24 protein-coding genes are annotated in these 20,414 nt (G+C 70.2%); 4 read left to right on the top strand and 20 right to left on the bottom strand.

The features are described 5' to 3' along the window. Nucleotides 1-590: 590 nt before the first annotated feature. From ABEA67_RS08610 to lysS, 6 genes are all read right to left on the bottom strand, one after another. Nucleotides 591-1,775: a cysteine desulfurase-like protein gene (locus ABEA67_RS08610; RefSeq protein ID WP_345463867.1), complete on the bottom strand. Its 1,185-nt coding sequence runs from the start codon at nucleotides 1,773-1,775 to the stop codon at nucleotides 591-593. 210 nt (nucleotides 1,776-1,985) lie between these two features. Further along, on the bottom strand, nucleotides 1,986-2,339 hold the full coding sequence (locus ABEA67_RS08605) for a hypothetical protein (protein WP_345463864.1): 354 nt from the start codon (nucleotides 2,337-2,339) through the stop codon (nucleotides 1,986-1,988). 67 nt (nucleotides 2,340-2,406) lie between these two features. Next, the gene (locus ABEA67_RS08600) at nucleotides 2,407-3,591 is read right to left on the bottom strand and encodes a benzoate/H(+) symporter BenE family transporter (RefSeq protein WP_345463861.1); all 1,185 of its coding nucleotides are present in this window, start codon (nucleotides 3,589-3,591) and stop codon (nucleotides 2,407-2,409) included. Next, nucleotides 3,588-4,406 (bottom strand): PhzF family phenazine biosynthesis protein, encoded by an 819-nt coding sequence (locus ABEA67_RS08595; protein ID WP_345463856.1) that lies wholly within the window; start codon nucleotides 4,404-4,406, stop codon nucleotides 3,588-3,590. Before ABEA67_RS08595 ends, ABEA67_RS08600 begins: the two co-directional genes overlap by 4 nt. Beyond that, complete coding sequence (locus tag ABEA67_RS08590; RefSeq protein WP_345463853.1) at nucleotides 4,403-4,780, bottom strand: four helix bundle protein; 378 nt, start codon at nucleotides 4,778-4,780, stop codon at nucleotides 4,403-4,405. Before ABEA67_RS08590 ends, ABEA67_RS08595 begins: the two co-directional genes overlap by 4 nt. 34 nt (nucleotides 4,781-4,814) lie before the next feature. Further along, a complete protein-coding gene (lysS, locus tag ABEA67_RS08585) occupies nucleotides 4,815-5,984 on the bottom strand; it encodes a homocitrate synthase (RefSeq protein WP_345463851.1) in 1,170 nt (389 codons plus the stop codon). A gap of 117 nt (nucleotides 5,985-6,101) precedes the next feature. On the opposite strand from lysS, the gene ABEA67_RS08580 reads away from it, so the two are divergent. Beyond that, nucleotides 6,102-6,695 carry a hypothetical protein gene (locus ABEA67_RS08580; protein WP_345463848.1) on the top strand — a complete coding sequence of 198 codons (594 nt, stop codon included), beginning with the start codon at nucleotides 6,102-6,104 and terminating at the stop codon, nucleotides 6,693-6,695. 54 nt (nucleotides 6,696-6,749) lie between these two features. Further along, a complete protein-coding gene (locus tag ABEA67_RS08575; RefSeq protein WP_345464281.1) occupies nucleotides 6,750-7,721 on the top strand; it encodes an aldo/keto reductase in 972 nt (323 codons plus the stop codon). Nucleotides 7,722-7,799: 78 nt separating this feature from the next. Here ABEA67_RS08575 and ABEA67_RS08570 read toward each other — a convergent pair whose 3' ends face one another. Both ABEA67_RS08570 and ABEA67_RS08565 read right to left on the bottom strand, forming a co-directional pair. Continuing rightward, entirely contained in the window at nucleotides 7,800-8,285 is a 486-nt protein-coding gene (locus tag ABEA67_RS08570; RefSeq protein ID WP_345463845.1) for a MaoC family dehydratase, read from the bottom strand. Nucleotides 8,286-8,398: 113 nt separating this feature from the next. Beyond that, nucleotides 8,399-9,265: an HpcH/HpaI aldolase/citrate lyase family protein gene (locus ABEA67_RS08565; RefSeq protein ID WP_345463842.1), complete on the bottom strand. Its 867-nt coding sequence runs from the start codon at nucleotides 9,263-9,265 to the stop codon at nucleotides 8,399-8,401. 173 nt (nucleotides 9,266-9,438) lie between these two features. Between ABEA67_RS08565 and ABEA67_RS08560 the strand changes: the two genes are divergently transcribed. Beyond that, nucleotides 9,439-10,560 (top strand): LLM class flavin-dependent oxidoreductase, encoded by a 1,122-nt coding sequence (locus ABEA67_RS08560; RefSeq protein WP_345463839.1) that lies wholly within the window; start codon nucleotides 9,439-9,441, stop codon nucleotides 10,558-10,560. On the opposite strand, the gene ABEA67_RS08555 is transcribed toward ABEA67_RS08560, so the two are convergent. The 9 genes from ABEA67_RS08555 to ccsA all read right to left on the bottom strand — a co-directional run bounded on the left by ABEA67_RS08555 (nucleotide 10,527) and on the right by ccsA (nucleotide 17,177). After that, nucleotides 10,527-11,024: a GNAT family N-acetyltransferase gene (locus ABEA67_RS08555; protein ID WP_345463836.1), complete on the bottom strand. Its 498-nt coding sequence runs from the start codon at nucleotides 11,022-11,024 to the stop codon at nucleotides 10,527-10,529. The two genes, ABEA67_RS08560 and ABEA67_RS08555, sit on opposite strands and share 34 nt — an antisense overlap. A gap of 1 nt (nucleotide 11,025) precedes the next feature. After that, nucleotides 11,026-11,625 (bottom strand): Rieske 2Fe-2S domain-containing protein, encoded by a 600-nt coding sequence (locus tag ABEA67_RS08550; protein ID WP_345463833.1) that lies wholly within the window; start codon nucleotides 11,623-11,625, stop codon nucleotides 11,026-11,028. Next, entirely contained in the window at nucleotides 11,622-12,662 is a 1,041-nt protein-coding gene (locus tag ABEA67_RS08545; protein ID WP_345463830.1) for a c-type cytochrome, read from the bottom strand. The genes ABEA67_RS08550 and ABEA67_RS08545 overlap by 4 nt, the downstream gene beginning before the upstream one ends. After that, nucleotides 12,659-13,174, bottom strand: coding sequence for a cytochrome c-type biogenesis protein (locus ABEA67_RS08540; RefSeq protein WP_345463827.1), 516 nt, complete (start codon nucleotides 13,172-13,174; stop codon nucleotides 12,659-12,661). Before ABEA67_RS08540 ends, ABEA67_RS08545 begins: the two co-directional genes overlap by 4 nt. A gap of 11 nt (nucleotides 13,175-13,185) precedes the next feature. Next, nucleotides 13,186-13,761: a TlpA family protein disulfide reductase gene (locus ABEA67_RS08535; RefSeq protein ID WP_345463825.1), complete on the bottom strand. Its 576-nt coding sequence runs from the start codon at nucleotides 13,759-13,761 to the stop codon at nucleotides 13,186-13,188. A gap of 20 nt (nucleotides 13,762-13,781) precedes the next feature. Beyond that, nucleotides 13,782-15,773 carry a heme lyase CcmF/NrfE family subunit gene (locus ABEA67_RS08530; RefSeq protein WP_345463822.1) on the bottom strand — a complete coding sequence of 664 codons (1,992 nt, stop codon included), beginning with the start codon at nucleotides 15,771-15,773 and terminating at the stop codon, nucleotides 13,782-13,784. Nucleotides 15,774-15,899: 126 nt separating this feature from the next. Beyond that, nucleotides 15,900-16,358 carry a cytochrome c maturation protein CcmE gene (gene ccmE, locus ABEA67_RS08525; protein WP_345463819.1) on the bottom strand — a complete coding sequence of 153 codons (459 nt, stop codon included), beginning with the start codon at nucleotides 16,356-16,358 and terminating at the stop codon, nucleotides 15,900-15,902. Then, the gene (gene ccmD, locus ABEA67_RS08520; protein WP_345463816.1) at nucleotides 16,355-16,474 is read right to left on the bottom strand and encodes a heme exporter protein CcmD; all 120 of its coding nucleotides are present in this window, start codon (nucleotides 16,472-16,474) and stop codon (nucleotides 16,355-16,357) included. The genes ccmE and ccmD overlap by 4 nt, the downstream gene beginning before the upstream one ends. Next, nucleotides 16,467-17,177 carry a cytochrome c biogenesis protein CcsA gene (ccsA, locus tag ABEA67_RS08515; RefSeq protein WP_345463813.1) on the bottom strand — a complete coding sequence of 237 codons (711 nt, stop codon included), beginning with the start codon at nucleotides 17,175-17,177 and terminating at the stop codon, nucleotides 16,467-16,469. The genes ccmD and ccsA overlap by 8 nt, the downstream gene beginning before the upstream one ends. A gap of 225 nt (nucleotides 17,178-17,402) precedes the next feature. Between ccsA and ABEA67_RS08510 the strand changes: the two genes are divergently transcribed. After that, entirely contained in the window at nucleotides 17,403-18,128 is a 726-nt protein-coding gene (locus ABEA67_RS08510; RefSeq protein ID WP_345463810.1) for a hypothetical protein, read from the top strand. A gap of 76 nt (nucleotides 18,129-18,204) precedes the next feature. On the opposite strand, the gene ABEA67_RS08505 is transcribed toward ABEA67_RS08510, so the two are convergent. The 3 genes from ABEA67_RS08505 to ABEA67_RS08495 form a co-directional block, all read right to left on the bottom strand. Beyond that, on the bottom strand, nucleotides 18,205-18,897 hold the full coding sequence (locus ABEA67_RS08505) for a heme exporter protein CcmB (RefSeq protein WP_345463807.1): 693 nt from the start codon (nucleotides 18,895-18,897) through the stop codon (nucleotides 18,205-18,207). 100 nt (nucleotides 18,898-18,997) lie between these two features. After that, the gene (locus ABEA67_RS08500; protein WP_425557168.1) at nucleotides 18,998-19,717 is read right to left on the bottom strand and encodes an ABC transporter ATP-binding protein; all 720 of its coding nucleotides are present in this window, start codon (nucleotides 19,715-19,717) and stop codon (nucleotides 18,998-19,000) included. Then, a complete protein-coding gene (locus tag ABEA67_RS08495) occupies nucleotides 19,702-20,385 on the bottom strand; it encodes a cytochrome c biogenesis CcdA family protein (protein WP_345463804.1) in 684 nt (227 codons plus the stop codon). Before ABEA67_RS08495 ends, ABEA67_RS08500 begins: the two co-directional genes overlap by 16 nt. Between the last annotated feature and the right edge of the window lie 29 nt (nucleotides 20,386-20,414).

Here is a 20,414-nt window from a genome sequence, read left to right as displayed (position 1 = left end):
CCGGGGACAGGAGCTGTCTCCCCTTGAACGCTTGATGTACAGGGAAAGAACAGCGGCCGGTATCAATAGGTGCCAGGTTGTGACGCCAGTTCTTGATGCCGCGACCGTCCTGACCACACTGTACTGACTGATAGTCACTGCCTGATAGACTTGGTGGCTGCGCCTGAGTGCCACAATCGCCGCCCATCACCTCTTGCTCTGGCTTGATGCCGCCTGGGGTTGTCCGCTGGGTGCCCACCTTGACCTTCTGGCCTTACCCTAACCCGCTGTCGCACATCAAGCGTTCAAGGGGGGAGGCTGGGGCTGGTACAGCTCCGCAGGAGAGGGGGGAACGGGCACGACCTCCCAGCGCACTTCGCCTTCCATCAGGAACCTTTTCGAACAGGCTGTCAGCAATGGTGCGGACAGTTTTGCATCCTCTTGGGAGAGATGTATTCGAGAATGGCGTGCGGGGCGCAAAAAGCCCCTCTCCCCTTGCGGGGGAGGGGTTGGGGAGGGGGGTGGACGGCAACGCCGTCCCAACGCTGAAAAGGTCCAGAAGGTTATGAAACTGTCCGCACCATTGGTCAGAGCAACCCTGGGTCTGGGTTTCAGAGGCCCGCCAGCAGCCGCTCCACGTCCTCCATGCTGGTGTAGTGCGCGATGCTGGCCCGCACCACGCCCTGCGGGTAGAGGCTCAGGTCCGTGAGGGGCTGCACCGCATAGAAATGCCCCGCCGCCACGTCCACCCCCTCCGCCGAGAGCCGGGAGGCGGTAAGTTCCGGGGCCTCGCCCTCCACGCGGAAGGCGACGGTGCCGACGCGGCCCGGCATGGCGTGGGGTCCATAGACGGTGACGCCGGGGGTGTTCAGCAGGCCGGACAGCAGGCGTTCCGCGACAGGCTGCTCCAGTTCCGCGATGCGGGCGGAGGCGGCCTCCAGCGCCGCGCGGCTCAGCGTTTCGTGCCCGCCCAGCTCCCGCAGGTAGTCGAGCGTGCCCAGCCACCCCGCCAGCAGCTCGAACTGCGGCGTGCCGTGTTCCAGACCCGTGATATCGCCCTCGGGCACAAAGCTCAGGCGCGGCCAGGGCAGGTGCGGGCGGTGTACCGGCGACACCCACAGTGCCCCCAGGTGCGGCCCCCAGACCTTGTAGGGGCTGAAGGTCACGAAGTCCGCGCCCCAGGCCTGCACGTCAGGGAAGGCGTGCGGCGCGGCGTGAACGGCGTCCACCACCGTCCAGGCTCCCACTGCCCGCACCTGCGCCGCCACGGCCGGAATATCCACCCTCACGCCCAAGGCATTGCTCGCCGCCGTCACTGCCACCAGCCGCGTGCGGGGCGAGAGCAGCGCCGCGAGGTCGTCCGGGTGCAGGTGCATTTCGGGTTGCCGGGCGTGCCAGACGTGGACCTTCACGCCCACGCGCTCCAGCTCGCGCCAGGGGCTGGCGTTCGCCTCGTGTTCCAGGCCGCTGAGAATCACCTCGTCGCCCGGCCCCCACAGCCGCGCGAAGGCCGCCGCCAGCCGGAAGGCCAGGGCCGTGGCGCTCGGCCCCAGGGCCACGTCTTCCGCGTTCGCGTTGAGGAAGAGGGCGGTGGCCTCCCGCGCCCGGTGCTTCAGGGCCAGCACGTCGCGCCCCGGCAGGTGCCCCGGCATCGCGTTGGTGGCCCCGAAGCGGGTGAGGTGGTCCGTGATGGCGGCGATGGCCCGCGCGGGCAGCAGACCGCCCGCCGCGTTGTCGAGGTACGCGCGGCCAGCAGCCAGGGGCGGAAACTGCGCCCGGATGGCGTCGAGGTTCATGGGGAGCAGTCTAGAGGACGGCTGCGGCGGCCCGTGTCATACGGGGTTGCTTCGATTCCAGAACATCTGGAAAACCACCAGATGTTCCTGCCCGCCCTGAAAGCGTGTCCAGAGGCGGCTCTGGACACTGGGCGGTTCCATCTCCGCAACCCCGTCCTTTTTGCTTCTCGCTTCGCTCGGTTGATTCCTTGGAATCAACGCAATTTGGCATCACTCCTGAGCCGCCCAGTCCGTCGTCCACCACACCAGGAAGTTGTACGCGGCAAAGCCCAGGAAGAACCTGCGTGCGCGCCTGTCCCCCGCGAAGCCCGCCAGCCACGGCAGGGCGAGCTGCGCGAACACGCTTGCCAGTTCCAGCCGTCCATGCCACCTGAACGGCACGGCCCGCACCACCCCGAGGGGCGTGCGCGTGGTCGTGACGGCCAGCAGAATCAGCCCCACGAACGTGTCGGCGCAGCGCAGGGGCCGGCGGCCCAGGCCCGCCCGGCGTGCGGCGTAGGCCAGCGCGGGGGCCGTGCCGTAATCGATGAGGGCGTGCCCCCGCCTTCCCCAGAGGTTCCGCATGCCTCAGCCTACGGGACGGCCTGGCCGGGAGGCGGCACAGAAAGCCCATGCCAGCTTCCAGCGGCAATCAGGCGCGCCGCCGCCCCAGCACCCAGCCCAGCCCACCGCCCAGTAGCAGGCCCCACACCGCGCTCCCCACGCCCAGGAACGTCACGCCGCTCGCCGTGACCGCCAGCGTGAGAAAGGCGGCCTCGCGCCCCCGCTCGTCGGCCAGCGCCGCCGTGACGCTCGCTAGAGTGGTCGAGACGAGGGCCAACCCCGCAATGGCCGCCACCACGGGCGCAGGCACCGCCCCCACCGCCCCCACCACCCACCCCGCGAACACGCCCAGCATCAGGTAGAAGAAGGCCGCGCTGAGGCCCGCGACCCAGCGCCGCTCGGGGTCACTGTGCGATTCCTCGCCCGCCGCAATGGCCGCCGTGATGGCCGCGAGGGTGGTGGTGTGCGCCCCGAATGGCGCGGAAAGCAGGCTGGCGACCCCCGACCACGTGACCAGCGGCGAGGTCGGCACCCGCGCAAAGCCGCAGGCCCGCAGCACCGCCACGCCCGGCAGCTGCTGCGAGGCGAGGTTCAGCACCGTCAGCGGCAGCGCCAGCGTCAGCACGCCGCGCAGGCTGAATTCGGGTGTGGTCCAGACCAGGGTGCCCAGGCCGCCGCCCGTCAGCGGCCCTACCGCGCCTGCCGCCAGCGACAGCCCCGCCCCCGCCAGCAGCGCCGCCGGAACCGCCCAGCGCGGGAAGCGGGCACGCCCCGCCAGAAACACCAGCAGCATCCCGCCCACCGGCAGCGGCGCTTGCGGCAGCACCCGGAACGCCCCCAGCACGAACGGCAGCAGCACCCCGGCCAGCAGCGCATTCGCCAGCGATGCGGGAATCCGCGCCGTGACCCGCTCGAAGGCCCCCGTGATGCCCAGCCCCGTCATCAGCCCCGCGCTCAGCACATAGGCCCCCAGCACCTCGGCGTAGTGCATGCCGTGCGAGGCGGCCAGCGACGCGACCAGCGCGAGGCCCGGTGTGGTCCAGGCCATCTTGACCGGGGCGCGGTGCCGCCACGTCAGCGCAAAGCCCGACACGCTGATGGCGAGGTAGCAGCTCAGCACCCAGCTCACGGTCTGCCCCTGCGTCAGCCCGAAGTCCCGCGCCGCCCCCACCAGCAGCCCGATGCTGCTCGCCGCGCCGACCACCACCGCCACGAAGCCCGCCGTGACCGCCGAGGCGGAAGCGTCCCGCCGCAGGTCGGTCAGGGCCGTCACGGGCTGAGCCGCTCCGCCCGGCCGCCCACCCACACGTCGGCCGCGCCGTCCGGTGCCGCCGTGAACTGTGCCGTCAGACGCGAAGGGGCACCCGGCCTCCGCTGCGCGCCCCGCAGCATATTCGTGTCGGTGGGGAGCTGTCCCCCTGCCCCCAGCACGCCCACCAGGCAGGCGAACATGTTGCTGCTCGCCCCATCCTCCAGAAAGCCCCTCAGCGGGCCGAAGGCGCGGAAACTGACCTCCGCCCGGTCGGGGCCGCCTGGCGTATAGAGCACCAGCCCCGTCGTGCCCGTCGCTCGGTTCACGGCCGCGACCGCTTCCGCATCCGGCATAAAGGCTTCCAGCGCCGCGAGGTCCGCGACCTCCACCACCAGAGTCGGGCGGCCCGCCGAGGCGACCTGAACGCTCCTCACCTCAAGGCCGAGGGGGGAGAGGTCCGCTGCCGGAGCCTGGGTCACCCGAACGTCTCCCTGCCGCAGCAGCCACTCGCCGCCGCACAGTTGCGCGGGCGTGACCTCGCCGCCCATCCGCACATCCATCACATCCAGCAGCCCGCCCTGTGTTTGCAGGAAGGCGAGGGCCGCCAGCGCCCCGGAATCCGAACTGCCCTTCTCCTGGGTCGGCGTGAACACCCGCAGCGAAACGCCCGTCATGTCCGCTGCCTCCACGAAGACGCTCAGCGGTGCCCCGGCAGCGGCAGCCCTGGCCTGGAGGTCGCCGGAAGCGTTGGGGAAGACGGCGACGGTCTTGCCGCCAGGGGTGAAGACGGAGTAGGGATGAGGGATGAGCGATGAGGGATGAGGGGGGGGCGTCATGCTCCCGAGCGTAGCTTTCTTTCCAGGGAGGCGCGGAGGCCGCCTGTTAGACGACCGACCTCTTCGGCGAGATCCATCAGGGAGCCGAACTCATCTGGCGTCAGGTAGCCCACGTCCAGCGCGACATACAACTGGGAGCGGACCTCGGCACAGGAGGCCTTGGCGATGCTCGTGAACTGATGAAACTCGCTCGCTCGGCCCCGCTCGTACCCTTCCGCGAGGTTGGACATGATGGACACGGCGGCCCGCTGTATCTGCCCGCTCAGCCCCCGGTCGGCGGCAAACCGCCCCTGCCGCGTCACCCGGTAAATCTCCCGCGCCAGTACCCGCGCCTTCTGCCACGCAATGAGGTCCTCAAACCGCGCGTGCGTCACCTCATCCCTCAACCCTCATCGCTCATCACTGTCCTTACGCCCGCACCCACTCCCGCAGTACCTGCTCCAGATGCGTGTCGTCCAGCTCGCCCTCCTCGGCCAGGGCCTTGATGTGGTCGGTCACGCGGCGCAGGGCGTCCTCGCCGTAGTGCAGGCCCAGTTCGCGGGCCTTGTAGGCAATGGCGTGCTTGCCCGTCACCTTGCTCGCCGCCTGGATGCGGCGGCCCACCCCGAACACGCCGGGCGGAATGGCCTCGTAGGCACCGGGGTTCAGGTAGATGGCCTTGAGGTGCATCCCGGCCTTGTGGTTGTAGGCGAACTCGCCGGTCAGGTAGTTGTTCCAGGGAATGGGGAGGTCCACCAGCCGCGCGATCAGGCGGTCGAGTTCGGGCAGCAGTTCCAGGTTGTACTTGTCCATCAGGCCCTGCGGGTCGAAGGTGAACATCCGTGCCAGGAAGCCCCCCAGAGGCGTGATGCCGTTGCGCTCGCCTATCCCCAGGATGGTCGTGTCGATGTGGGTGGCCCCCGCCTCGATGGCCTCATAGGCGTTGGAGACGGCGCAGCCCGTGTCGTTGTGGCCGTGGAACTCGATGCCGCACTCGTCGTGAATCACCTTGCGGACCTCGCGGACCAGCGTGTAGACCTGCCTGGGCGTGGCGACGCCCACCGTGTCCGCCAGCCCGACGCGGTGAACGCCCAGGTCGGAGACGGCGCGGTACACGGCCATCAGGTCCGCCTCCTCCGAGCGGAAGGTGTCCTCGGCGCTGAAGCGAATCTGGAGGCCGGGATGATTCTGCTTGATCCAGCCGATCACCTGCGAGGCCGTGTCGATGATCTGGGCGATGCTCTTGCCGTGGGAAAACTCGCGCAGGAAGGAACTGGTGCCGAACAGCAGGTCCAGCCCGTCCACGCCCAGGTCCACCGCCCGCTGCACGTCCTCCAGGTGACAGCGCACGTGGGTTAGAATTCGGGCATTCAGGCCCAGCGAGGTCAGTTGGCGGATGTCGGCCTCCGTCTGTGCGCCCACCATCGGCGTCGTCACCTCGATGAACTCCGCCCCGAAGGCGTCGAGGAGCCGCGCAATCTCAATCTTGTCCCCCGTTTTGAAGTTCCCGCGTGCGAACTGCTCGCCCTCCCGCAGCGTCGAGTCGATGATGGCCCAGGAGCGGGCCGGGATCAGGGGAGTGGGGGAATCTGGGGTCATGGGGAGCCTCTTGGAAGGCATTCTGTCCATTCGCCTAACAAATGTCAAGTAAAACGTATAGAAGGATGGCGAGTGTAAAAATCTCCGCTCTGTCTCCTCGCCTCCTAGAATCAGGGCATGTCGGAGTTCACGGCGGTCCTGTGGGTTCCTCAGCCCCCTGCTTCTGCGGCTCTCCTGCTGAAGACGGCAGGAATGGGTGTGGTCCTGCCCGTCCCCGACGGCGAAGGTGGGCAGGCCAGCGTGCTGCTGGTGCCCTGGGCCGACTGGGAGACGCTGATAGCGGCAGCCCCTCAGGTGTGGGCGTACCAGTACGGGGAAGACGGGGGCACCCTGGTCGTGCGGGGCTACCGCGCGGGCGACTGCTGGTTGAGCCTCGATTTCACCGCGCTCAGTGAAGACCCCCTCGGCCTGGACGAGCTGTTGGACGAGGAGGGCCTGTTTCCCGACGGCTCTCCCGGCCCCGGGGTTGCCCTGGAGCGCAGCCGCCAGAGCGTGGCAGCGGCGCGGGAGGCGGGAGACCTGACGTCCGACCTCGCGAAGTGGCTCCTCGCGGCGCTGGAAGGAGAAGAGGGAGACGCTGAAGTCCTGGCCGCCACGGTCCCGGCCCGCCTGGGCTTCGTGCCGCTCAGGTGGCTCAACCCGGATGACCTGGGTGCGCGTGACGAGGCCGGGTGGCGGGAAGGCTATCCGGGGGTGCTCACTGTTCGCTGAACCTCTTCCTCATGTTGCGGCCGCCTGCCGGGGCGTAGCGTCGTCACTATGACCATGCACAAACGTCCCCTGGGCCGCACGGGCCTCTACGTCAGCGAGATCGGGTATGGGGCCTGGGGCATCAGCGGAGTGCAGTGGCTGGGTGCCCGGGACGACGAGAGCCTCGCAGCCCTGCGCCGTTACCTCGACCTGGGCGGCAACTTCATCGACACGGCGCTGGCCTACGGTGAGGGGCACAGCGAGCAGCTTGTCGGGCAGGTCGCGCGGGAACGGCCGGGCGTGATCGTCGCCACCAAGATTCCGCCCAAAAACCGCCAGTGGCCCGCGGCCCCCGCGACCACCGCCGATCAGGCCTTTCCCGGCGAGTACGTGATCGACTGCACCGAGCGCAGTCTGGCGAACCTGGGTCTGGACAGTGTGGACGTGCAGCAGTTTCACGTCTGGAACGACTCCTGGCTGGGCCAGGGCGACTGGCAGGACGCCGTAGCGCAACTGAGACGCGACGGCAGAATTCGTCACTTCGGCATCTCCATCAACGACCACCAGCCCGAAAATGGCATTCGCGCCGTCGAGCAGGGCGTGGTGGAGACGGTGCAGGTCATCTACAACGTGTTCGACCAGTCGCCCCAGGACCGCCTGCTGGACGCCTGCCACGCGAACGGCGTGGGCGTGATTGTCCGCGTGGCGCTCGACGAGGGAAGCCTGACCGGCAACATCACCCCCGGCACGACCTTTCCGGACGGCGACTGGCGCAGCGGCTACTTCGGCGGCGACCGCAAGGCCGAACTCCAGGACCACCTGCGCGCCATCGAGACTGACCTCGGCATCACCACCGCGCAGCTCCCCGAAACGGCCCTGCGCTTCGTCCTGAGCCACCCCGCCGTCAGCACCGTCATCGTGGGGATGCGCTCGGTCCGCAACGTGGAACGCAACGCCGCCCTCGCCGACGGCCAGGGCCTCCCCGAGGAACAGGTGCGGAAGCTGCACGCCCACCGCTGGGAGCGCAACTGGTACGACCCGGCGTGAGGGGGAGCGGTGGCTTTCAGCCGTCAGCGAACGGCAAAAAGCCCCAGCACCCGCTGAGGCTTCCTCCTCTGCTGACCGCTAACGGCTGATGGCTGACGGCTTCTTCTGCATCAACGCCGTCCGCTTGCAGCGCGCCACCACCTCGCCGCGCTGGTTGACCGCACGGTGTTCGACCGTGACCAGGCCCGCGCTCGGGCGGGATTTGCTCTCGCGGACTTCCAGCACCTCCGACTCGGCGCGGATGGTGTCGCCGTGAAAGACGGGCTTCGGGAACACCACGTCCGTCAGGCCCAGGTTGGCGACCAGGGTGCCCAGCGTCAGCTCCGGCACGCTGAGGCCCACCAGCAGGCTGAGGGTCAGCATGCTGTTCACCAGCGGCTGGCCGAACTCGGTCGCAGCGGCGTACTCGCGGTCGAGGTGCAGCGGTTGCGGGTTCATCGTCATCGTCGTGAAAAACACGTTGTCGGCCTCGGTGATGGTCCGCGTGACGCGGTGGCGGATGACCGTGCCGGGCGTGAGTTCCTCGAAGTAGCGGCCCTGCGGGCGGTTGAGGTCGTCGTTCATGGGGGCCTCCTGGGGAGGGGTAAGGCGTTAGGGGTTGGGGGTGAGGGGAGGGGGAGGCACGCTCTTTTTCTCCTCGCTCCTTGCGGGGACTCGTAGAGAGGCTGGGTGGGACGTTACCCTTCTGCCTGTTCGCCTCTCGCGTGCAGGATGGCCCGCGCCTTCGCCAGCATCGGCTCGTCCACCATCTGCCCCTCGAAGGAGAAGGCTCCCCGGCCCTCCTGTGCGGCCTCATGGGCGGCGGCCAGCAGGCGGCGGGCGCGCCCGGCATCGGCGTCGGTGGGGCCGAAGATGGTGTGGGCCAGGGGCACCTGCGCGGGGTGAATGCACAGCTTCCCGCCGTAGCCGATGGCGCGGCCCTGCTCGGCGTCCTCGCGGAAGGCGGCCTCGTCGTTCAGACGCGTGACCACGATGTCAAGCGCGTGGACTCCCGCCAGCCGCGCGGCGAGCGCGACGTGCGAGCGGGCGTACAGCACCTCCAGATTGCCCGGGGTGCGCGTGCCCCCCAGGTCGGTCGTGTAGTCCTCCGCCCCGAAGTAGGCCCAGGCGACGGGCGGCACCATGATTTCGCGGGCGTTCCACACCCCCGCGCCCGTTTCCAGCCCCGCCAGAATGGGCAGGTCCAGCCCCCGCGCCGCCAGTGCCTCCGCGACCCGCCCCACGTCCGCCGCCGACTCCAGCTTGGGCACCACCACCCCCGCGAGTTCCGGCGTCAGCACGGCCAGGTCGTCCGCGAAGAAGGGCGAGTGCGGCGCGTTCACCCGCACGAACACGGCCAGGTGGGGCGCGGCGGCAATCAGGTCGCGGGCGGCGTCGCGGGCGATGGGGCGGGCGGCGGCCTTGGCCTCCTCGGTGCCCGGCACGGCATCTTCGAGGTCAATCACGACCGCGTCGGGCTGGGCGCGGGGCAGCTTGGCAATCAGGTCGGCGCGGTTGCCCGGCGCAAACAGCACACTGCGCGGGCGGAACATCCCGGCGCTCATGCGGCGGCCCCACCGGTCAAACAAGCGTTCGTCAGCACGCCGCCCAGCATACGGGAGGGAAGGGGCAGCGCATCTCTAAAGTTCCCCAGCAGAAAGGGAGACAACGCTGGTGCGTCCGCCCTTCAGAGTGAACGGGGAACAGCAAGACACTCTCATTGCACCCAGGAGAACCCATGACGGCCCCGACCCCTTCCCCCGAACCCCGCCCCTTCGAACTCGGCCTCTACACCTTCGCGGAACGCACGCCCGACCCGGCTACTGGTCTCACCGTCAGCCCCGAGCAGAGAATGAAAGACCTGCTGGAGGAGATGGAACTGGCCGACCAGGTGGGCCTGGACGTGTTCGGCGTGGGGGAACACCACCGGCCCGACTACCTCGTGTCGGCCCCCGCCATCGTGCTGGCCGCTGCCGCCACGCGCACGCGCAACATCCGCCTCACGAGTGCGGTGACGGTGCTGGGCACCGAGGACCCCGTCCGGGTGTACCAGCAGTTCGCCACGCTGGACCTGCTTTCCGGTGGGCGGGCGGAAATCATGGCCGGGCGTGGGTCCTTCGCGGAGTCCTTTCCGCTGTTCCTGGGCGGGGCACCCGCCGACTACGACGCCCTGTTTGCCGAGAAGCTGGACCTGCTGCTGAGGGCACGCGACCACGAACACGTCTTCTGGCAGGGCCGCACCCGTCCTCCGCTCCGTGGCGAGGGGGTCTATCCGCGCCACCTGCAAGAACATCTTCCCATCTGGCTCGCGGTGGGCGGCACGCCTTCCTCGGCGCGGCGGGCGGGAATGCTCGGCCTGCCGATGGCGCTCGCCATCATCGGCGGGATGCCGGAGCGCTTCGTGCCCTTCGCCGACCTCTTCCGGGAGGCCGCCCGTGCCGCCGGGCATCCCCACCTGCCGCTGGGCATCAACTCGCACGGCTTCATCGCGCCCACCTCGCAGCAGGCCGCCGACCTGGCCTATCCCGTTCACGCGGAGGTCATGAACCAGCTCGGGCGTGAGCGTGGCTGGCCGCCGATGACCCGTGCCCATTTCGAGGGGGACCGCTCGCTGCGCGGCGCGCTGTTCGTGGGCGACCCGCAGCAGGTCGCCGAGAAAATCCTCTTCCAGCACGACCTGTTCGGCCACCAGCGGTTCCTGATGCAGATGAGCGTGGGTACCCTGCCCCACGCCCAGATGATGAAAGCCATCGAACTCTTCGGCACCGAGGTCGCCCCCGCCGTCCGCGCGGAGGTGGCGAGGCGCAATGCGGGGACAGCGGGGCTTCAGGGTGCGGAGTCGGCCACTGGCAACTCGTAGCGCACCACCCGGAAGCCCTTCACCTCGCGCTCGTCCACCGCCCGGAAGCCCGCCGACTCGTACAGCGCGCGGAGTTTCGGGCGGCTGGCGGCCGTGTCCAGGCGCAGGAAGGCACACCCGGCCTCACGGGTTTCCCGTGCGGCCTCCGTCAGCAGCCGGTGGGCGAGGCCCTGGCCCTGCGCGTCCGGGTGGATGCCGAGCTTGTGCAGGTACAGCGCCTCGCCGGGGGGGTCCTCCGGCCAGAAGAGGGCGTCACGGTCCAGCAGCACGAAGGTGCCGACCGCCTGACCGCCCTGCCAGGCCACGCGCCAGCCTTCCGCCGGGTAGTGCTGGGCCAGCCGCTCGGGTGTGAGGCTCGCCAGCGGCCAGAGGGCCTCGCCCCGTTCGGCCAGCCGGGAGGCCGTGGCCGTCAGGACGGCCGAGGCGGCGGCCAGGTCGCCGCGCGTGTAGGTCAGGCCCACCACATCACCCTCCCGCCGCTGGCGCAGGCTCGATGCCCGTCGCGTACAGGCCGTCGCCCCGTGCCTCCAACCGCACACGGGGGAGGGGTGCGTTCGCCTTGCCGAACACCGCCTCGCCTGCCTGGAGGGGGTCGAACACGCTGAAGTGACAGGGGCAGCCCAGTTGGGGGTGCCGCGCGTCGCTCGGCGGCCGGTAGTTGTACGCGAAGGCCAGCACCTCCGGGTCGCGGACCAGATTCACGGAGCAGCCCAGATGGGTGCAGACCCGCGAGTAGGCCACGAAGCTCCCCGGACTGTCCTGATTCGGCCCCCCGAGGGTCAGACCGCCCGGCACGGGCTGGGGCACGCTCAGGGCCAGGCAGGGTCGCCCCGCGTAGGTGAAGGGCACCGCCGTCCAGACCCCCGGCCGGAAGGCCCCGAAGCCCGCCACCCGCACGGCCTCGCCCGGCTGGAAGTCCGGCTCTCCCACCTTCCGTTTCCCGAAGGTCACGCGCGAGGCGTACCAGCCCATATACCCGAAGGCCCCCAGCGTGCCCGCCACTGGCAGCACCCACCAGCGTTCGAGCAGGGCGCGGCGGCTGAGCTTGCGGTGGCTGAGGCTCACTGGCCTGCCTTGTGCCAGCGTTCCAGCACGTCCAGCAGGGCATTCAGGTCGGTAGGCTTCAGGTCGGGAAAGGCGGGCATCGCGCCCTGGCCGTGCAGGATGATGCCCCGCATGGCTTCCCGCGTCAGCGTGGACACGCGCAGGCTGGGGCCGAGGCCGCCGCCTCCCGTCGGGCCGTGGCAGCTCGCGCAGCTCGCGGCGTAGACCCGCAGGCCGGGGTCCGTCTCGTTCTGGCGGGCGCGGATGGCGGTGATGAGTTCGTCGGCGTCGCGGCCCGCCGGGTCCAGCGTCCGGTAGCGTTCCAGCGCCGTCAGGGCGTCCGCGTCCTGCCCGAAGCGGGCCAGCGCGAAGCCCAGCAGCAGTTGCGATTCCGCCTCCTGCGGGGCGAGTTGCGCCGCCGTGCGGATAAGGAGGAAGGCCTGCTGCGCTTCTTCCGGCTTCACCGTCTGCCCGGTCTGCTCGGGGCGCGTCAGCAGCAGGATGCCCAGGCGGCGCAGCGCCTCCGGCTGCCGGGGGTCGAGCTTCAGCGCGTTGCCGTAGGCGGTGACGGCCTGGTCGTACTGCCCGCTGTCGAAGGCGGCCTGACCCCAGGCGATGTACGCGGCCTTGCCCCCCGTCGCCTCGGCCTTGCGGCGCAGGTCGGGCAGGGCCAGCACGTTCTGGACGTTCCGCGCCTCGCCCGGATTCAGCGACGCGAGCTGCCAGCGCGGCACGAAGGTGAGTGCCCCCGCCACCGTGACCAGCACCGCGACGGCCACGCCCGCCAGCGCCAGCGTGCGCGTGCGGCCCCCCCGGCGCGGCGCGGGCGGCAGCGCGTCCAGCGCCCGCAGGGTCAGCGCCGCGCGGCGTTCCAGGTCGGGGCGGCGCTTCTCGTCCTCCAGCGTGGCGAGTTCGGCGTACAGGCGGTCGCGCTCGGTGGTCAGACGTTCCCGTTCCGCCGCGTCGGGGTCGCTGGGGGCCGAGGCCCGCAGCGGCTCCAGCACCAGCCACAGCGATACCAGCAGAATCAGGGCCAGCAGCGTCAGGCTCAGAATCATGCCCTGTCTCCGTCCCGCCGCGTCCGTTCCTGCCCCGTGTTGCGCCGCACCTCCGCGAGGTAGGTGTCGAACGGCTCGTCGGGGGTCGGGCTGGCAGCGGGGGCGGCCTCACCCGCCGGGCGACGGCGGCCCAGGAAGCCCCACAGCGCCGCGCCTCCCAGGGCCAGCGCCGCGAGGGGTGCCCCCCACAGCAGCAGGTTGCGGCCGGTCTTCGGCGGGTCGAGCAGCACGAAATTGCCGTACCGCTGCGCGAAGTAGTCGTAGATTTGCCCCTCGCTCCGCCCCGCCGCCACCTGCTCGCGCACCGACTCGCGCATCTTCGCGCTGATGTCACTCCGCGACTCCGCGATGGATTCCCCCGTATCGCACAGCGGGCAGCGCAGATTCCGCTCCACCGCTACCGCCTGCGCCTGCTGCTGGGGGGTGAGGCTGGGGGCAGCCGCCAGGGCAGGCGAGACGGCGAGCAGAAGGCAGCAGGCCAGCGCCCTTCCCGCCTCCCGCGCACCGCGCACCGCGTCCCCCCTCACAGCGCCGGCACCCCAATTTTCGTCAGCCCCACATTCAGCCGCTCGCGCGTCAGGCCGCCCCGGTCCATGTGGCGCACAATGCCGTCCTTGTCGATGAAGACGGTTTCGGGAACGCCCGACACGCCGTAGTTGACGCCGGTGTCGATGCCGGGGTCTTTCAGCGTGGGATAGGCCAGGGCATATTCCTGGATGAAGTCGCGGGCGTTCTGCTCCTTCGTCTCGTTGAAGAGGATGCCCACCACCGCGAGGCCCTGTCCGCTCTGCCTGGTGCTGAGTTCGCGGAACAGCGGCGCTTCCTCGCGGCACGGCCCGCACCATGAGGCCCAGAAGTTCAGCACGACCGGGCGGCCTTTCAGCGTTGCGAGGCTGACCCGCGTGCCGTCGAGGCTTTGCAGGGTGAACTCGGGGGCGGGCTTCCCGATGAGCGGCCCGCCATCGGTCGCATTCCGGGAGGGATTCAGCAGGGCGGCCCCCAGCACCGCGACGAGCGCGGCGGCGATCAGAGGGGGCAGCAGACGCCGCCACAGCGGGGCCGGGGCAGCGGTGTTGGGAGGGGAAGGCATCTCAGTCATAGGTCATCTCGCTTGGAACTTCAGTCGGTCGCCGGGGCCGTCCGCAGGGTCGGCACGCGCGCCGTCGCCCGCCGGGGGGAAAGAGGGGAAAGAAGCGTCAGCCCCGCCCCCAGCACCACGATTAGGGTGCCCCACCAGATCCACGACACCAGCGGACTCTCGATCAGGCGCACGCTGGCCCACTTGCCCTGCGGGTCGAAGGCCGTCACTACCAGATACGTGTCGCCCAGCAGGCCGTAGCGCACGGCGGGCGCGGGGAAGGCCGTGCCGCCTGCCTGCACATAGGTGTTCATGCGAGCCTCGAAGGGCTGCCCGTCGATGAGGACCCGCGCCACTGCCGACTGCCCGTAAGGCCTGGCGTCCTTGCGGGTGCCTTGCAGGGCCAGTGTCTCGTTCAGCAGCTTCACGGGGGCCGCCCCGACATTCAGCGTGGCCTGTGCGTCCCGCTTGTACGTCCCCGAGAAGGCGATGCCCAGCGCCACCACAATCAGCCCGACATGGGCGAGGTAGGCCCCGTACCGCCGGGGCTGCTCGCGCACCAGCCCAGCCAGCCCCCCGCCCCTTTGCTTCACCGCCCGCGCCGTCAACAGCCCCAGGCCGACGAGATTGTAGGCGCTGAGAGCCATCGTTCCCAGCACGCCCCAGGCCCGCACGCCCAGCAGCCCTGCCACCAGCGCCGCCCCCAGCCCCGCCAGCAGCAGGGGCCGCAGCGCGCGCCAGAAGCTCTGCCCGTCCGCCCGCCGCCAGGGCAGCAGCGGCCCCCCGCCCATCAGCAGCAGCAGGCCCAGCCCCAGCGGAATGGCGAAGGCGTTGTAGAAGGCCGGACCCACCGAAGCGTCCCGCCGTCCCTGCACCGCCTCCACGAGGGTCGGAAAGAGCGTGCCCACCAGCACCATCACCGCGAACACCAGAAACAGCCAGTTCCCCGCCAGAAAGGCCCCCTCGCGGCTGACCGGGGCGGGCGGGTCGGCCTCGTCGCGCAGGTGCGGGGCACGCCAGGCGGCGAGCGCGATGCCCACGACCAGCAGGAAGGCCAGGAAGCCCAGGAACACCGGCCCCACCGGCCCCCCCGCGAAGGCGTGGACGCTCTGCACGATGCCCGAGCGGTTCAGGAAGGTGCCCAGCACGGTGCTCGCATAGGCCAGCACAACCAGCCACACGTTCCACGAGCGCATCAGCCCCCGCCGCTCCTGAATCTGGACGCTATGCAGGAAGGCCGTGACCAGCAGCCAGGGAATGAAGGACGCATTCTCCACCGGGTCCCAGGCCCAGTAGCCGCCCCAGCCCAGCGTCTCGTAGCTCCACCAGCCCCCTGCCACAATGGCGGCGGTGAGAAAGGCCCACGCCACCAGCGTCCAGCGCCGCGTGACCACGACCCAGTGGTCAGATAAGCGGCCCGTGACGAGGGCGGCGACCGCGTAAGCAAAGGGCACGCTCAGCCCCACGAAGCCCAGGTACAGCAGCACCGGGTGAACGGCCATCATCCAGTGGTTTTGCAGCGCGGGATTCGGCCCCAGACCGTCGGCAGGAATCTGCGCGAGCGGGATGAAGGGGCTGGCGATACTCGCGCACACGCCCACGAAAAACAGCAGGCTGACGAACATCGCGCCGAGCGACCAGGGCCGCAGCGCGTCCCGCCGCACGGTCAGACTCAGGACGAAGGCGTAGGCGGCCAGCAGCCACGCCCACAGCAGAATCGAGCCTTGCAGCGCCCCCCACAGACTCGTCACCTTCACCCAGGTCGGGGAGGTCCGCATGGAATGTTCGGCCACGTACCGCACGCTGAAGTCGTCGCGCAGCAGCGCTGCCATCAGCGTCAGGATGGCGAGGCTCATCAGCGCGAAGACGGCCCACACCGCCCGCCGCGCCGCCTCGGTCGCCCGCGTGTCGGCCCGGAGTCCACCCACCGCCGCCAGCCACGTCCCGCCCAGCGTGAAGGCCAGGGCCGCCAGTAGCGCGAGCTGGCCCAGTGCGCCGAGCGCGCTCGCCTGGAAGGAGATCAGGTTCAGCATAGGGAAAGGGATGAGGGATGGGTGATGAGGGATGAGGGGGGGCAGGTTCGGAGCAGGGATTGGGGCAGAGACGGGGTAAGCGCCTGCCCACGCGGGAACAACGCATCACTCATGGCTCATGCCTCATCACTCACTCTGCTTCAGCAGGTCCTTGAGTTCGGCCTGCGTCTGGGGCACGTGGTATTCCTCGCTGTGCTTCACGACCAGTTCGGAGGCGTGGAAGGTGTTGCCCTGGAACTCGCCGCGCACGACCACGCCCTGGTTTTCCTTGAACAGGTCGCTGACGGCACCGCGGTACTGCACCGGGAACGTCGCGCCGCCATCGGTCACGTTGAACCGCAGGTCCAGTGTCTGCGGGTTGTACTGCACGGCCTTGACCAGCCCGCCGATACGGAGGGGACGGCCTTCCAGTTCGGCACGCTGCTGCGTGTACTCGGTGGGAGTCACGAAGTATTCCAGGCTCTTGCCCAGGTTCCCGAAGGCGATAAAGGCGGTCAGCGCCACCAGCGCCACCACGCCCAGCACGATGGGCAGCGGATTGCGCCTGCGCCGTCTGGCCCGCGGGAGGGGCGCGGCGGGCGTCATTCGCGGTCCTCCTCGCGCAGTGTCCGCAACTTCAGCCACATCCAGGCGAGGTACGCGCCCAGCAGCACGAACGTCACCACGTACACCACGACCACGTATCCGGCGTACTTATCCACGCGCCACCTCCAGCGGGGCGAGGTCTTCCATCAGTTCACGTTCCTCGCGGGCTTCCTCGCGGGCGGCCAGGATGCCGCGCACGCGCAGCAGGTAGACGTACAGCAGGGTAAAGGCGACGGTCCCCGCCAGCAGCACCCAGCCGTAAATCGGGGCCGCCTCGAAACTCGGTTTGCCCAGCAGGCGCAGCGTCTGCGTCTGGTGCACACCGCGCCACCATTCCACCGCCATGTAGTTGATGGGGACATACAAGGTGCCCACCAGGCCGATGACCGCCGCCACCCGCGCCCGGCGCTCGGGGTCGTCTATCAGGCCGCGAATCAGGAGATAACCGCCGTACACGACCAGACTCAGCGCAGTGGTGGTCAGCCGGGCATCCCACACCCAGTACGCGCCCCAGGTCGGCTTGGCCCACAGCATCCCGCCCACGATGGTGGAGAGGGTAAACAGCACGCCGATTTCGGCACTGCCCATCGCCAGCCGGTCCCAGCGCCGCTGCCGCGTCAGCAGATACAGCAGCCCGAAGAGGCCGGTGCCGCCGTAGGCCAGGTAGCTCAGCCACGCGCTCGGCACATGCACGAACATCAAGCGCACCAGTGACCCCTGATTCACGTCCAGCGGCGCACGCAGGCCCAGCACCACCGCTGTCCCCAGGGCCAGCAGGGTCGCGGCTCCTAGCAGTGTCGTCACGCGGTCTTGTCTCATGTCAGTCCCCATTCTGACCTGCATTCTGTGCGGTCACCGTGAGACGCGCAGGCGCAGGAATCCTTCGTGTCCGCAGCATCCCGTCTGGGGGAGGAGGGGGCAAGTGCGAGTGTCCCCGGAGCAGTGGGTTGTCGGTTGTGGGGAGACTGAAGGCTGGTACGGTAGAGGTCCAGTTCAGAAGCCCAGTCTTAGAAGCCCAGCCCACCTTTTCCCGGAGGTTCACCCATGAAGCGTTCCCGCGTCCTGTCCCTGCTGGCCCTCGCCGCCCTGTCCGCCGCGCTGCTGGCCGCCTGCGCGCCCACGGCCTCGGCCCCTGCTCCCGCTGCCCCTCTGCCCGACCCGGCGACATACCAGCCCGCCGACGCCCCCGTCTCGGTGCCCGACGTGGGCACGGTGGGCCGCTGGATGATCACGAAAGACCTCGTCCCCGCCACCTGGCTGGGAGAGAAGCTGGGCGGGCGCACCCTGCGCGAACCCGTCAACGTGCTGTTTGTGGACCGCGCCGCCCGCACGCCGGAGGAGGCCCGCGAGCGCCTGTTGACCGCCATGACTGCCGCCGGGTACGGCCCGAAGGGCGGCCACAGCACCGGCTACTGGGGCGAGGTCGGGGGCAAGCTCTACCCCATGCTGCCCACCGGGGAGGGCGAGGCGTTCAGCGACGGCCCCTTCTGGATTCCCAACAACCACGGGCGCATCTTCGGCCCGGTGCCGCTGGCGCAGGGCTATGCCTTTACCGGGGCCTTCAGCCTGGAGGGCGTGCGCCTGCTGCCGCGCCCCGGCCACCCCTACCGCTCCTTCCAGGTGGCGCGCGAGGACCTGGCCGATAAGCTGAACAGCCGCAGCGTGTACAAGCGGGCCGGATACGTGGACATGGGGTCACGGCTAGACACACCGACAGAGACGACCGGGGACCACGACGGGCGGGCGGTGCTGCTGGTGGCGGGGGGGTAGGGGTACGCGGTGCGCGGTGCGTGGTACGCCGGAAAAGGCTCTCACTGCGTACCGCGCACTGCCTCCCGCGCCCCCTCTACCCCTCCACTGCGAATCCGAACAGCAGCGTCGCCAGAATCACCGTGCCCAGGTCGAACGCGGCCAGGAACACCACCCACGTCGTGACTTCGGGCGACCAGCCGCCGGTTAGCAGCAGGCTGGTGGCCTTCACGCTGGCGATGACGACGGGGACCAGAATGGGAAAGGCCAGGGCTGGAAGCAGCGCCTCCCGCGCCCGCAGGTTCACGGTGATGGAGCCGTAAAAGGTCGTCCCCGCCGCGAAGCCCACCACACCCAGCACCGTGGTGAGGGCCAGCGCCGCCCAGGGCACCGCCCGCCCCGCGCCCGCCGCGCCAAACAGGACCAGGCCCGCCGGAAGCGTGAAGGCCGCGACCAGCAGCAGCGGCCCCAGCACGCCCAGCAGCTTGCCTACGTACAGCGCCCCATGCGCCCCCGGATACAGCAGCAGTTGCTCCAGCGCCCCCGCCTCCTGCTCCTGCGCGAAGGCCCGCTGCGCTCCCACCGCCGCCGCGAGCGCGAGCGCCGTCCACACGGCCCCCGCCGCCACGCCTGCCGTCTGCGCGGACGTGCGGGCAGACGTGTCCCCCCCCAGAGCCAGACCCAGCACCAACAGCACCAGCCCCGCGAAGAAGGCGGTGGCGAGCAGCGTGTCGCGGGTCCGCCCGGCCACGCGCAGGTCCTTGAGGGCGAGGGTGAGGGCGGCGTTCATAGGTGCCCTCCGGGCAGGACGCGGGGCGCAGTGCGCGGTGCGCGGTGAAAAGATGGGAGGCAAGCCGCTCCCGCGTACCGCGTACCGCGTACCGCCTCCCTCACGCCTCCTCCAGCTTCCCGCCCGCCAGCCGCAGCGCCCGTGGGGCCACCTGCCGCGCGAGGTCGGGTTCGTGGGCGGCGACCACCAGGGTCACGCCCTGCCCGGCAAGGTCGCCCAGCAGCTCCAGCGTGAGTTGCCGCCCCGCGTCGTCCAGATTGGCGAAGGGTTCGTCCACCAGCGTGACGGGCCGGGCGAGCAGGTGCGCCCGCGCCAGGGCCAGGCGCTTTCGCATTCCCGCCGAGAGAAACCGCGTGCGGCGGGCGGCGGCCCGTTCCAGCCCCACCCGCCGCAGCGCCCCCGCCGCGTCCCCCCGCTGCCCGTGCATCCCCAGTGCAAAGTCGAGGTTTTCCGTGCCCGTCAGGTCGGGGTACAGCCCCGCGTCCACCGGCATCAGGTGGATGAGGTCGCGTACCGCCCGCCCGTCCCGCAGGTCGAAGCCCAGCACCCGCCCCTCGCCCCGCGTGGGCCGCAACCCCGACGCCAGCAGCCGCAGCAGTGTCGTCTTGCCCGCCCCGTTCTCGCCCAGCAGCGTGATGCCCTCGCCGGCAGGCACGTCCAGCGTCACGCCGCGCAGGATGACTTCACGGCCCAGGCGGAGCCAGAGGTCGCGGAGCTGGAGGGCGTGGGGGGGCGCAGGACGCGGTACGCGGTGCGCGGTGAGGTCCGTCTGTTCCTGCGTCCCGCGTCCCGCGTCCCGCGCACTCACACCTTCAGCCACGCGGGCATCACCTCATAGAAAAATGTCGCCAGCCGCGTGAATTGTCCGGTCACCATCAGCAGCCCGACCAGCACCAGCACCGCACCACCGACCTTTTCAAAAATGCCCGCGTAGCGGTTCAGGCGGCGCAGGTTCAGGCGATGCCACAGCAGGGCCGCCAGCAGGAATGGCACGGCCAGCCCCAGCGTGTAGGCGGCGAGCAGGCCCACGCCGGTGCCCAGGCTTGCGCTGCTGGCCGCCAGCCCCAGGATGCTCCCCAGCGCCGGGCCGAGGCAGGGACTCCAGCCGAAGGCGAAGGCCGCGCCGAGGGCGACCGGACCGTACCCGCCCGCATCCGCCAGCGCCCGCGTGTCGCGCATCAGCCAGGGCAGGCGCACCACGCCCAGCATCACCAGTCCGAAGAAGATGATGAGCACCCCCGCCAAGCTCCCCAGCAGAATCTTGTGCGGCGCGAGCAGGGCACCCAGGCTGCTCGCCGTCGCCCCCAGCGCGATAAACACCAGCCCAAAGCCCAGGATGAAGCCCAGCGCCCGCAGCAGCGGTGCCCGCGCTCCGCCGATGACACCCAGGTAACTGGGCACCAGCGGCAGCACGCACGGGCTGAGAAAGGAAATCAGGCCCGCGAGAAAAGCCACCGTGACGGACGGGGCACCGGAGGGGGCGAACATGCGGGGAGTCTAGCGGAGGGGGGAGGGGG

Origin of the sequence: Deinococcus carri, from assembly GCF_039545055.1 — a bacterium.
Lineage (GTDB): Bacteria > Deinococcota > Deinococci > Deinococcales > Deinococcaceae > Deinococcus > Deinococcus carri.
Note: the sequence above shows the minus strand (reverse complement) of the source record. Positions and strands in the feature narration are given on the sequence as shown.